Source organism: Pseudoalteromonas sp. Z9A6 (genome assembly GCF_011378805.1).
In the GTDB taxonomy this organism is placed as follows: domain Bacteria; phylum Pseudomonadota; class Gammaproteobacteria; order Enterobacterales; family Alteromonadaceae; genus Pseudoalteromonas; species Pseudoalteromonas distincta.
In genome coordinates this window covers 1-12,269 of record NZ_WTKZ01000052.1, presented here as the reverse complement: position 1 = coordinate 12,269, position 12,269 = coordinate 1, and the positions used below count along the sequence as shown (strand labels likewise).

The following is a 12,269-nucleotide window of genomic DNA, read 5'->3' as shown; positions in this document are numbered from 1 at the left end:
TCGCTTTAAAGCACTAGGCTGGGGGTCTGTGCTTTGTTACAATGTCGGTATTAACTGCTAAAGCGGCAAATTGATGCTCGTTATATGGTGCAGTTTTTCTTGGATTGTTAAATTTAAATTGACATCCATGATAGAAACAGGCATATTCCACGGCCTTTAATTTAAGCTTTATTTTAAGATTGTTAGGAGCAAACCTTGGCTAACATCAAGTCTGCAAAAAAACGCGCTATCACAAGCGAAAAAAACCGTCAGCACAACGCAAGCCGTCGTTCAATGATGCGCACTTACTTCAAAAAAGTAATTGTTGCTATTGAAGCGGGCGATAAAGAAGCTGCACAGCAAGCTTTTTCTGTTGCTACACCTATCCTAGACCGTTACGCAACTAAGGGTCTAATTCACAAAAACAAAGCAGCTCGTCATAAGAGCCGTATAGCAGCTAAGATTAAAGCTCTATAATTTGTTTTTGATAGAATATAAAAAACCGGCTTTTGCCGGTTTTTTTTTGTTTAAATTTTAAATGTACTTACTTTATTAGACATTTTCTAAATCTGGATAAAACTTCTTAAGCATTGCCGCTATTTTTTTAGGTGTAAATGGCTTGACTACAAACCCTTTAGCGCCTTTATCAATTGCATCCTTAACATTCTCAATACCTGAATGTGCAGATACCATAACCACATTTGTCTCTGGGCTTAATTCATTGATTTGTGCAATCAAATCTTTACCATCACCGTCTGGCAATTCAATGTCTAAAAAAATGATATTATAATTTGCAGCTTGGCACTCACTAATACATTGTGAGGCAGTAGATGCTTCCTTTACGTTATCTATCCCTAAGTGCATGAGCGTTTGGCTCAAAAAACTACGCACTGTGCTAACGTCATCTACAATTAAAATTGATAGCTGCGTATTCATCTTTATTCCTCGTAGGCTATAAGCTAACTTTAAGTTATCATAATAATTAGCTTAGTATATAAATTTACTCATTTAATTATAGAGACCTACGGAAAAAAGGCCAGATTTGCTTTATGTCTAAAACCCCAAATAAACAATCGTTGCTAGGTAAAGCACCGGCTAGAAAAAAAACAGCGCAAAAAAGAAAACCACAGCGTTCTACTCAGCGCCCTTCACCGGCAGAGTTAAATTCCAGTGCAAAGAATGATACAAGCCAAAAAACAACGCAAAAAAAAGGACTGTTTATATCACTCGCTGTCGTTGCTGTAATAATTTTAGCTTTTCCAAAACCTACCTTACTCACCTATAAAAAATTAGGGATGGTAAGTGAGAGTGTTTACTGGCCCGGATTCTTTGGCAAGGGGGCTACTTTAATTGATTCAAACCTACACCCCACCTATGATTCTAGCCGTGAGTCCCTTTATTTATGCAGTGACTTACAAAAACCGCAGAGCTGCCAAAAGTATCAAGTAATTGCTGATAATGGTTTATTTTCAGCAATCGGTAGTTACCTTTAGCATTAAAAAAACTAATCTGAAAATTTAAAATTACTTGGTTGAAAGGTGCGCAAAAGATCAACATAATGGCGCTCCTTTTTTCAACAACTGAACTATTGAAACGACCATGCTAAACGAGCTAGATTGGCTTTTAAATACTACACTACTTGCACTAGGTTTAGGTGCATTCTTTATTAACCAGATAACACTGCTGCGCGTTGCCGCCATTAGTGCGTGTGGTTTATTATTCTTATCATTTAGCTTAGATCTTATGTCGTCGAGTGTTATTTCAAATATGAGTTTAGTGTTGATCAATACTTTTTACTTGTTTAAAGTTTATACATTTGGGCAGTTTAATGTAACCCAAAGTTAACAACTTTTCCCTAGAATATTTAATAGCCCAGCATTGCTGGGCTTTTTTATTAATAATTCAAAAATATTAAAAAGCACTTTGAACCAAGGTGAAAATTAGAACTTCAAACGACACGCCAACACTACTGTGAAAGTAGTGCTAGTGGGCTGCAAAAAAAATGATGCGAAGAAGCACGAAAACTGAGGAATACATAGTAAGTAAAGTTAGTCCGCTACTGTTAACTCGCTTTTGGTTTGTATTTTAGATGGACTATCTTCAGCGTTAGCCTGATTAAACCAAGCTGAAACACCTAGTATAATAATTGAAACAATAACTAGGCTTAATTTAACGCCACTTTGACTCGATTTCATAACACCCTCTTTATATTTTTATTAGTGAGAATACCTTTTACACTAATGAAAATTACAAATGTTAACAAGCTGTTTTTTAAACTAATTAGCTATCAGCTAATAACCTTTAGTTCTATCTACTGAATTATTGAGTGCTAAGCCCTTATTCAAACGTTGAATATTATCGGCTATTTGGTCTATAACACTATTTAAATCAGAAATCGCCGCGCAATGTGGTGTAAGCGTTATTTTGGGACTCCCCCAGTAAGGGTGATTCGACGCTAAAGGTTCTTGATCAAATACGTCGAGTGTAGCTGCGCGTAAGCTATCGTTATTTAATGCACTTAGTAAGTCTTGTTCAACAACATGAGCACCACGTGCCACATTAATAACAACAGCATGTGAAGGTAGCTTAGCGAGCATTGAGTGATTAATAATGCCTGTCGTTGCTTGCGTAAGGGGTAATAGACATACAAGGTAGTCAACCTCAGGAAGCATACAATTAAGGCCTTCCTCGCCATAAAAAATTTCGACATTAATTGCGCTTTTATTACTTTGCGCCCAAGCACTTACCTTAAAGCCATTATTTATAAGCTTTTGCGCGCATGCTTTACCTAATTCACCAAACCCAAGTATGCCGACATGTTTATTACTATGTGCCCGCTTTGGCTTCCATGTTTGCTGTGTTTGTTTAATGTAATACTCTTTTAAACGTAACTTTTGAGCTAACACATGTGTCAGTACATATTCCGCCATATCTTCAGCTAGCTGATTGTCAACAATGCGGACTACTTCAACACTTTCGTCGAGTAAGGTTAAATCGATACTGTCTACGCCAGCACCAAATGACGACACAGCCTTTAAGTTAGGTAGCTGTGGCCACATAGATTCTGGCGCTTTCCACGCAAGTACAAAATCCACATCATGTGCGTTTTTGCAATCAGGCCATTGCTCTATCAGCGTATTTGGTAACCGCTCTTGTAACTTCGTCATTAGTTTTGTGTTGTCACGCCCAGTAATAGCAACTAATACAGACATAAATTCTCCTAACAATACACTGTTTATAAGTTTGCACTTTAAAAAGTCACACTACTGCAAAGTAACTGTCACACCCTTTTTTTAATCTTACATGGATGGCGAATTGGCCAAACGGAATATGAGGTTAATATGATAAGTGTTGATAAAGTAATTGCTGCAAACTTACCACAACTAGAGAACTCTCCTAAAGTAAAAGGTTTAGTAAAAAAAGGTCTAGGCTACTTATTGCATGAACAGGAGTTTGTTGCTTTTGGTGATGCCTACCCTCACCTACAAGGATTAGAATTTGTTGAACAAGTGCTTGATGAACTCAATTTTGATACCCGCTATAAACCTAAGCAGATAGAGCACATTCCTAACGAGGGTAAACTTGTTATCGTTGCAAATCACCCTATTGGTTCATTAGATGCTTTAGCACTTATTAAAGTACTTTCAACTGTAAGACAAGATTTAAAAGTAGTGGCAAACCGCATGTTGATGTCGGTTACCCCAATGCACTCACTTTTACTCCCCGTAGATAACTTATCAGGCATGAGCAATAAACAAGAGCTTAGTAATATACAAAACCATTTAAAAGACGAAGGTGCATTACTTATATTTCCGGCAGGAGAAGTATCGCGATTAGGGCCAACAGGTATTAAAGACTGCAAATGGAATAGTGGTTTTTTACGTATGGCAAAAAAAGCTAACTGCCCTATCTTACCTATTTATATTAAAGCCAAAAATAGTCCACTTTTTTATGGCACATCAATGATTTATAAGCCGTTGGCAAGTTTGCTCTTAGTAACAGAAATGTTTAAGCAACGCCAAAAATCTTTAGAGTTTGAGATTGGTGCCTCTATCCCTCCTGAATCTTACTTAATAGAAAACCTTAAAGATAAAGAAGTTGTAAACCTTATTCGTAAACAACTTTATAGGCTTACAACAAAAAAAGCCCTACCGCTAAAAACACAAACACCCATCGCTATTCCCGAGTGCCGCAAGGAGCTAAAAAAAGCAATTGAGCAATGCCAACTACTTGGTAAAACACAAGACGGTATGCATATTCATCTATACCAGTATGTAGGTAGCTCACCTATTTTTAGAGAGTTAGGGCGCCTGAGAGAAATCGCGTTTAGAGCGGTAGGTGAAGGTAGCGGTAAACGTCGTGATATAGATAAATACGATATGGATTACCAGCACCTTGTACTGTGGGACCCCATGCAACTAGAACTGGTAGGTGCTTATCGATTAGCCTGCGCACAAGAGATAATACAAAAGCACGGCCGCAAAGGTTTATATACTGATAGCTTATTTTCTTACACCGACGATATGGCCCCTTACCTACAACAAGGAATTGAGCTTGGCCGCAGCTTTGTGCAGCCTAAATATTGGGGACGTAAAAGCCTCGATTATTTATGGTATGGCATTGGCGCTTTTATCAAAAACTATCCACAGTACAGATACTTGTTTGGTGCTGTAAGTGTATCAAATGCTCTACCCGAGCAAGCAAAGGCCATGCTCGTTTATTATTATCAGCATTATTATAAAAGTGGCATTGAATTAGCTACGCCTAATAATGAGTTTAAGTTAACCGAGCTACAGCTAACCCAGTGTAATACTCTTTTTAGCGGCAATGACGTGAAAGAAGATTTTGTAGAGCTAAAACATGTACTAGCTAATATGGGTGCTCAAGTCCCTACTTTATTTAAACAATACACTGAACTTTGTAAACCCGGTGGAGTGCAATTTTTAAGCTTTAGTATTGATCCCGATTTTAATAATTGTATTGATGGATTGGTATTGGTCGATCTTGAAAATGTAAAAGAAAATAAAGCCAAACGTTATTTAGAATAACCAATAAGAAGTAGGTCCTTATATCTATAAAGTACTCTATTTATATTTAATTATTAATAAATATTTGCTCAAGTAAAGTTGTATAAATAGCTTCAATTTTAAGTAAGTCACTAATAGATACATGTTCGTTAACTTGATGAATCGTATTGTTTCGTACACCACATTCAATGACTTGAGTATGGGGGCTGGCAAAAAATCGTCCATCTGATGTCCCTCCATCTGTACTTAGTAATGGGTGACTTGATGTGTTTTTATAAATAGCTTGCTCAATATGAGTAAGTAAACTCCATCCCGTATTATGGCTTGTGTAATAAGGCTCGCATGGGCGTTCCCACTCAATCGTAAAACGCTCAGCAAACTTGTTTAGGGTCTTCATTAATTGCGTTTTAACTGCTGTGCTACTGTAACCATGGCTATAACGTACATTAAATGTGATTTCACAATGACTTGGCACTAAATTATCGACCACATTATTTATGTTAATTCCAGTCACTTGCAGTGTGGTTTTTGAGCTAGCCACATCGAGTAACCAGATCTGATCACTCAAGCTACTTACTATTTTTGCAGCAATATGAGCAGCATTGAGTGTGTTTTGAGGGTAAGCTACATGACCTGCCTTACCAGTAACTAAAATCCGAGCTGAAAGCGCACCACGACGGCCATTCTTAACCGTATCGCCAACTTGTGCCACACTTGATGGCTCCCCTACAATACAGCCATCTAATACAACACCTTGCTTGGCAAGCTTATTAACTATTTCTTGAGTGCCAAATTCAGCCTCTCCCTCTTCATCTGACGTGATAAGCCAGTAAAGAGTCCCTGCTTTAGCTGATTTACTATCAATTAATTTTTTTGTGGCACTCAACATAGCAGCAACACCACCTTTCATATCGGCTGCTCCTCTACCGTATATTGCACCATTTAGCACTCGCCCTTCAAAAGGAGGACTTAGCCAACCGCTACTTGTTGCTGGTACTACATCAATGTGCCCTGAAAAAGCAACACATGGGCCTTCTTTGAATTTTATGCAGGCAATTAAATTAGTTACACCATTTATAGTAAATTGCTCGCAACTTAAACCTAAATCCACCAATTTATCTGCAAGCCAATCAATTGCACCCGCTTGATTAGGGGTTACTGATTCAAAGCGAATTAGTGTTTGTAAGTGCTTTACAACTTCTTTTTGAATATCCGTTGTTTTTGATTTTTTTTCAAATGCTTCTAAAAACATGGTAAACACACTTTATTATTTAATGTGCCTTTATTAAAACGTGAGTTTATGACTAAGCGATGTCAGCCTTAATACATTCATATGACTGTTAATGGAATATATATGTCAATCGTTACAAAGACAGAACGACACTAAAATTAATCTAAATCAATAAAACAATTCACAAGGTTAAAATATTTTTTAAACTTTGATCTAGAACAGGTTTTCATTTTTATTGCTCGGTAATAATAGCGCCAATTAAACAGTAGTTCTTGGAGAACAACATGAAAACCCAAATTAGCATCGCATTATTAACCTCTTTATTAGCAATCTCTCCAGCTGCACACGCTAACTTTAGCGTAAATGTTGGCGCTATTAACGTAAATCCAGATAACAGTAGCTCAGCAATTAATGAGGCGCCGACACTGGGTCTTAAAGGTGATTCAGATACCCAACTAGGTATCACAGTAGATTATGCTTTTAACGATCAATGGGTGTTGGAACTGATAGCAGCAACACCGTTTTCACACGATGTGAATGGTGCAGGAGGCTTAGCTGGCAACAAAATTGCTGATATAAAACAACTTCCGCCGTCTTTAGTTGCGCAATATCACTTTTTAGATACCAGCTATGCGCTAAGACCTTTTATAGGCGTAGGCATAAACTACACTGCATTTTTTGATGAGCAACCTTCTCAAGCACTTAAAACGACGCTAGGAACAGACGATGTAGAAGTAAAGCTAGATGATTCGTTTGGCTTTATGGCTCAGGTAGGTGCTAACTATAAAATTGATAAAAACTGGGGTTTACACGCTATGGTATCAATTATGGATATTGATACCGATGCTACTGTTTATGCAAATGGTGCAAAAGCACTTACATCAACTGTTGAGCTTGACCCCGTTGTTGCTATGTTCGGTGTTAGATACAGCTTTTAAAGCATATATAAAATAGTACGTAGTTACCCAATTACAATGTGTGTTAAAAGGCCGAAAGGCCTTTTTTTCATTTGTAGAGTATTAATTACCTTGGTAAGTTACTTAACTTTTTCTGTTCTAGCATTTCTTTCCAGTGCATTACTTCACTTGGCAATATAGGTGTTTGCCCATCAAAACCAGCAACCTCAAGCATTTCTTCAATACTTATAATACCCTTTTTACTTTTAAATACACCGCGTACATAAGCAATAGCATGTAGGCCTCGTTCTGAGTGAAACTTTTGCTCAATATAAAAGTATTTATGATCCCAGCCCACTAACTTGGTGCTTATTGTATATCGCTGCATAGGTTTAATATCGCGGATATAAGTTATGGCCGTTGCGTTAACAATGGGAAACCAACGACGCTTCATTATTTGCTTTAATAAGCCAACTCGTTCTGTCATCCAAGTTCGAGATAAGTCCATCATCGCAAGGTAACGTGAGTTTGTTAAATGTAAATTAATGTCACAATCAGTAGGTAAAGCTTTGTAATCAATATCTATCGTATCAAGTAAATTTTGATATTGCTTGTTACGTTTAATTTTAAAAAACAATAATAAAAGTCGAATATATAAGTTCACAAAAAAGGTCTTACCAGTTAAATTTATTCGAGTGTAGCATAGCCTCTTGCGAAGACGAATATTCTACTTTAATCTTAAATCATTATTATAATAAAAAGATAACTCATGAAATCAAAACGAAAAATTATCACTGCGCTAGCTTTATTAATACCTAGTTATAGTGCGTTTGCCGACTTTTCATTACCAGGTAAAGGCTCTGTTACTTACCCTACCGGTGTAGTTAAAGAGTTTAAATTTGGTTTTGAATGGCAACAAAAAGCTGAAAAATTCATTATTGGCTCTAAAAGTTACAATATGGAGCAGATCCCTAGTTCTTATTCAGTTGCTATAACGCTTTCAAAAGATGACAGCCAAGTATGGGTGCAAGAATTTAATAATGGGTTTATTAAAGAATTTGAATGGCAAATTGGCGAACATAGGATCACTTTAAAAAAGCAGCAATTTAGCGACCCCGTAAAAGGCGATTATGTTATTGAACTTAATGGCCGTAGCTATTTTTTCACTCGTAATAACGCCAGTATTGTAATGAACTTTAATGAAGAAGGTATTGAGACGATTGCAATTGATGGGGTTACAAAAAATATGGGGACTAAAAATTAGTCCCCATATTTTAATGTCTTTATGTTAATTACACTTTTACTGTTTTTCGGTTAATACCGTAATCACGTAATTTGTTAGCTACGGCGGTGTGACTTAGGCCCAATCGCTTAGCTAACTGGCGTGAGCTTGGATAAGCTGGGTAGAGTTTACGAAGTAAGGTTGCTTCAAAACGTTTAACCGCTTGATCTAACGAACCTTCAAAATCAGACTCTAAATACCCTAAATCGTGAGTAAAAGTGGGTAACTGTAAATGCTCTACGCGAAGCTCGCTATCATCTAGTAACGACACTGCACGGTAAATTGCATTTTCAAGCTGGCGAACATTTCCTGGCCACGGATACTCTTGTAAAAAGCTCAAACACTCTTGTGATAAAACAGGAATTGCATGACCATTTTGTTGCGCATATTTTTGAATAAAATGCTCTGCAAGTGGTCCTACATCTGCTTTTCTATCTCTTAGTGGCGCTATTTCTAAAGTAAGCACGTTTATACGGTAATATAAGTCTTCTCTAAAAACCCCTTCTTGTACCATTGCAGGTAAGTCTTTTTGAGTAGCAGCAACAATACGTACATTTACTTTAACTTCGTTCTCATCGCCTACTTTTCTAAACGTACCATCTTGTAAAAAACGCAGTAACTTAGTTTGTAGTTGAGTCGACATTTCGCCAACTTCATCTAAAAATACAGTTCCACCATCGGCTTGCTCTAATACACCGCGCTTTGGCGCTGCATTTTCTTCGTACCCGGCATAACCAAATAATTCAGACTCAGCAACATCATCAGGAAGAGAAGCACACGACAGAGCAATAAAAGGTTTAACAGAACGATTAGATGCGTAATGGCACGCTCTAGCTAATAACTCTTTACCTGTTCCTGTTTCACCAGTAATCAAAATAGGGGCTTCTAGTTGCGCCATTTTTCGGGCTTCGCGCACAACTCGGCGCATTGCCGTACTAAAGTTATGAATAGTGGCAAAGCTTTCTTGCCCGTAACGTCTAAACGCACTGACTTGCTGCCCTAAGCGACTTTGCGATTTAATATTAATAACCGCACCAGCAAGTACATCACCTTCACTACCTTGAGGAACTGCAATTGGCAAAATGTCTGCAATAAAATCCTCACCAGCAACTTCAACTCGTGTGGTTTGTCCGAGTACTTCTTTACCTTCTAACCAGCGTGTAAAGTTAAAGCCTTTAAGCAGGTTATTAATATTTGCACCAATCACGTCTTTTTCAATTAGCTGTAAGTCTTTACATGCTGCATCATTACATAAACGTACCCACCCTTTGGCATCAATAGAGATAACACCATCAGGCAATGCACGTAGTAAAGTATTTAATTCGTTGTGTTCACGCTCAGATGGTAAAAATGCAGTGGTACGCACATCATGTACACCGTCGATTAAACGTATCGATGGCATAATTTTTTGGAATTGTTCAAATTCAATTTCGGGAAAACTAACGTACATACGACAATTTACAGAATCGACCTCAATTCCTTTTAAATCAACGCTGTAGTTAACTAATATATTAAGGATTTCTTGAGCAATACCAATTCGATCAGCACAGTGAATATCTAGACGCATACATCCTCAAAGAAGGAAAAACTATATTAGCCGAATAATACGCTAAGTCGCTTTGAGAAGGTAGTTTATTGTAAACATTTTTGGACAAAACAGCTTTAAAGCCAAAGGGTGGGATTGTAATTAAACGAAGAAAAACAGCACTGATATTTATATTTAACTATACCAGTGCTGTTTATTAATTCTTATTATGAGACTACTTACCTTGTGGGTAAGCTGACCAATCACCACCATCTAATTGTATAAATGGTCGTTGATTAACGTACATCATTATTGTGCCTTCATTTTCAGCAACTTTAGGTGCTTTAGGTAGGTTTTCAAGTAAATTAGCAACACTGTTATTCCCACCAAACACATCAGTTTGCAGCGCCTTACTTACCAGCTCTGAAAGCGCAAAGTAACTTGTTGAATCATCAACCACAATTTGCGAATAATTTTGTACGTCTGGGCCTATAAATTTAATCGCTACAGGTACAGACACAATCGCAGGACTAGGGATTTCACGTAAACCTGCAAATTGTACCTTATCACCTTTTAAATTAGCGCCATGCTCAGGCACTATCATTAACATAACGTTGCGGCCGCGCTTTTCTAATTTTTTTACAAACTGGTTAATATCAGCAAACAAGTTTTTATGCCTGATTGGGTATGTCTCTTTACTATTTACCCTTGGTTGATTCTCTAGCTGATTACCGTCATGTAAACTTGTTGTGTTGTAGTACATTGCACAGGGTTTACAGTCCTCAGATTGCTCTAACCAACCATCCAGCACAGCTTCATCAGAGTAAATAGGGCTATTATCAAATCCTCGAAGCGCCACTGGCATTGAATCAATATTAAATGGTGGACTATCTAAGCCTCCGTACTTATTTATTAAGCCTTTAAACTCATCAAAATGTCCATCGTGATTCATCACAACGTTATTTTGATAACCTAGTTTCTCTAGGTTTTTAAATAAGTGACATTGTTCAGGTGCCTCTTTAAATAATGCTGTTTGACTCGTTTGCCCACAACTGGCGCGCAGTAACCTTACCGCAGCCGGCCCGCTGTATGATGTAGCCGAGTTAAAGTCTGAAAACACTACATCAAAATCTTTATACATGTCAGTAACACTTACACCAATGGCATTTAAATCAGCAACAGCCATTGAGCATATGTTCAAAATGATAACATCAAACAGTTCACCATTTACCTGGCTTGGAAAGTGACTCATTAATAAGCTTTGTTGTTGATAAAAATCAGCTAGTTTTTGATCAGGAGATTGTGATGCCTGAGTGATCACTTGTGTTTGGGGATTACTTTGATTTTGTGTAACCGGTTCAGGATTAGCGACATTATTAACGAATTGTGTTTGAGAGTTATCTCCTTGCCATCCTACAACTAAAAGCCCAACAATAGTGACTGTTGTAAAACGTATCCATTGCGATGTGTACCAAAAACACACACTAATTACGAACAAAGCTAATAACATATCAATATTAATAACACGGCTTAATAACTCAATAAAGTAACCAAAACTAAAATCTTGAACGTTACCCGCTTGTTTAGTCAACCTGTTTATTGGCGGCAACCATGAGTCTTGGTAAAGTAATACAACTGCAAATACACCACCTAATAGATGTTTAACTTTTTCTATTAATGGTTTTTTAAATTTAATCGCAAGCAATGCAGCAAAAGCCGCATTGGTAAGTACGTTAAAATCAATTGCACCGTAATAAAACAGAGCAAACTTAACTAAAAAATAAAGGTTCCAAACCCCTAAACCTGATAATTTCACTTCTTATCCTTTTTTACTGTATTTGGTGTATAAGGCTCTAGTACTTCATGTTTAAAAGTAAGCTTATAATAATATTTTGTTATTTGAGATAAAATGTATTTGCCTAGTATACAAAGCACCGCACCAAGCACCATAGCAAGAAACACGGTAATTAGAAGCTGATTCATACTCATAAGTTATCTCTTAATTTCATTATAAAAGGCTTAGCATCTGGGCGGCTTTTGCAAGAAAATTCAGGTGTGTTAATATTTTCAGTAACGCTGTTTGCTATATCAGGTGCAAATTTATAGCTATCATTCTCGGCAAGTTTTTGTGAGAAATCTACAACACTCTTACCTTTATAAAAACGCCTTAATTGTTTACATTCTTGCTGGATGTAAAAATGATCAGAAATTACATTTTGCTGTACAAAAAAATCGCTTGTTTTTAATTTAAACAAATGCTTAATCGCATTATCAACGTCATGAATCGCCCCGTGTTTGCCAGAGACTCAATAACTTGAGAAACTGGAAC

14 protein-coding genes are annotated in these 12,269 nt (G+C 37.1%); 6 read left to right on the top strand and 8 right to left on the bottom strand.

Going from position 1 to position 12,269, the window contains the following annotated elements:
- Positions 1–195 precede the first annotated feature (195 nt).
- Positions 196–456: a 30S ribosomal protein S20 gene (rpsT, locus tag GQR53_RS16160; protein ID WP_002958225.1), complete on the top strand. Its 261-nt coding sequence runs from the start codon at positions 196–198 to the stop codon at positions 454–456.
- 75 nt (positions 457–531) lie between these two features.
- Here rpsT and GQR53_RS16155 read toward each other — a convergent pair whose 3' ends face one another.
- The gene (locus GQR53_RS16155; RefSeq protein ID WP_002958224.1) at positions 532–915 is read right to left on the bottom strand and encodes a response regulator; all 384 of its coding nucleotides are present in this window, start codon (positions 913–915) and stop codon (positions 532–534) included.
- A 113-nt stretch (positions 916–1,028) separates the two neighbouring features.
- Between GQR53_RS16155 and GQR53_RS16150 the strand changes: the two genes are divergently transcribed.
- Positions 1,029–1,472 carry a hypothetical protein gene (locus tag GQR53_RS16150; protein WP_076925460.1) on the top strand — a complete coding sequence of 148 codons (444 nt, stop codon included), beginning with the start codon at positions 1,029–1,031 and terminating at the stop codon, positions 1,470–1,472.
- Positions 1,473–1,578: 106 nt separating this feature from the next.
- Positions 1,579–1,824, top strand: a complete 246-nt coding sequence (locus GQR53_RS16145; protein ID WP_002958222.1) for a hypothetical protein — start codon at positions 1,579–1,581, stop codon at positions 1,822–1,824.
- A 203-nt stretch (positions 1,825–2,027) separates the two neighbouring features.
- Here the strand turns inward: GQR53_RS16145 and GQR53_RS16140 are convergent, their stop codons facing one another.
- Positions 2,028–2,174 (bottom strand): hypothetical protein, encoded by a 147-nt coding sequence (locus GQR53_RS16140; RefSeq protein ID WP_165744528.1) that lies wholly within the window; start codon positions 2,172–2,174, stop codon positions 2,028–2,030.
- A gap of 96 nt (positions 2,175–2,270) precedes the next feature.
- On the bottom strand, positions 2,271–3,191 hold the full coding sequence (locus GQR53_RS16135) for a glyoxylate/hydroxypyruvate reductase A (protein ID WP_165744527.1): 921 nt from the start codon (positions 3,189–3,191) through the stop codon (positions 2,271–2,273).
- Positions 3,192–3,320: 129 nt separating this feature from the next.
- On the opposite strand from GQR53_RS16135, the gene GQR53_RS16130 reads away from it, so the two are divergent.
- Entirely contained in the window at positions 3,321–5,027 is a 1,707-nt protein-coding gene (locus tag GQR53_RS16130; RefSeq protein ID WP_076925458.1) for a lysophospholipid acyltransferase family protein, read from the top strand.
- 46 nt (positions 5,028–5,073) lie between these two features.
- Here the strand turns inward: GQR53_RS16130 and dapE are convergent, their stop codons facing one another.
- Entirely contained in the window at positions 5,074–6,258 is a 1,185-nt protein-coding gene (dapE, locus tag GQR53_RS16125; RefSeq protein ID WP_165744526.1) for a succinyl-diaminopimelate desuccinylase, read from the bottom strand.
- Between the two features lie 263 nt (positions 6,259–6,521).
- On the opposite strand from dapE, the gene GQR53_RS16120 reads away from it, so the two are divergent.
- The gene (locus GQR53_RS16120) at positions 6,522–7,175 is read left to right on the top strand and encodes an OmpW family outer membrane protein (protein ID WP_076925456.1); all 654 of its coding nucleotides are present in this window, start codon (positions 6,522–6,524) and stop codon (positions 7,173–7,175) included.
- Positions 7,176–7,260: 85 nt separating this feature from the next.
- Here the strand turns inward: GQR53_RS16120 and GQR53_RS16115 are convergent, their stop codons facing one another.
- Positions 7,261–7,797, bottom strand: a complete 537-nt coding sequence (locus GQR53_RS16115) for a thioesterase family protein (RefSeq protein ID WP_165744525.1) — start codon at positions 7,795–7,797, stop codon at positions 7,261–7,263.
- A 105-nt stretch (positions 7,798–7,902) separates the two neighbouring features.
- Here GQR53_RS16115 and GQR53_RS16110 point away from each other — a divergent pair, with 105 nt between their 5' ends.
- Positions 7,903–8,397 (top strand): hypothetical protein, encoded by a 495-nt coding sequence (locus GQR53_RS16110; protein ID WP_165744524.1) that lies wholly within the window; start codon positions 7,903–7,905, stop codon positions 8,395–8,397.
- Positions 8,398–8,425: 28 nt separating this feature from the next.
- Here the strand turns inward: GQR53_RS16110 and tyrR are convergent, their stop codons facing one another.
- The 3 genes from tyrR to GQR53_RS16095 form a co-directional block, all read right to left on the bottom strand.
- A complete protein-coding gene (gene tyrR, locus GQR53_RS16105) occupies positions 8,426–9,982 on the bottom strand; it encodes a transcriptional regulator TyrR (protein ID WP_010555118.1) in 1,557 nt (518 codons plus the stop codon).
- A gap of 193 nt (positions 9,983–10,175) precedes the next feature.
- Positions 10,176–11,756, bottom strand: a complete 1,581-nt coding sequence (bcsG, locus tag GQR53_RS16100; protein ID WP_165744523.1) for a cellulose biosynthesis protein BcsG — start codon at positions 11,754–11,756, stop codon at positions 10,176–10,178.
- 169 nt (positions 11,757–11,925) lie between these two features.
- The gene (locus GQR53_RS16095) at positions 11,926–12,195 is read right to left on the bottom strand and encodes a hypothetical protein (protein ID WP_240917494.1); all 270 of its coding nucleotides are present in this window, start codon (positions 12,193–12,195) and stop codon (positions 11,926–11,928) included.
- Positions 12,196–12,269: the final 74 nt, after the last annotated feature.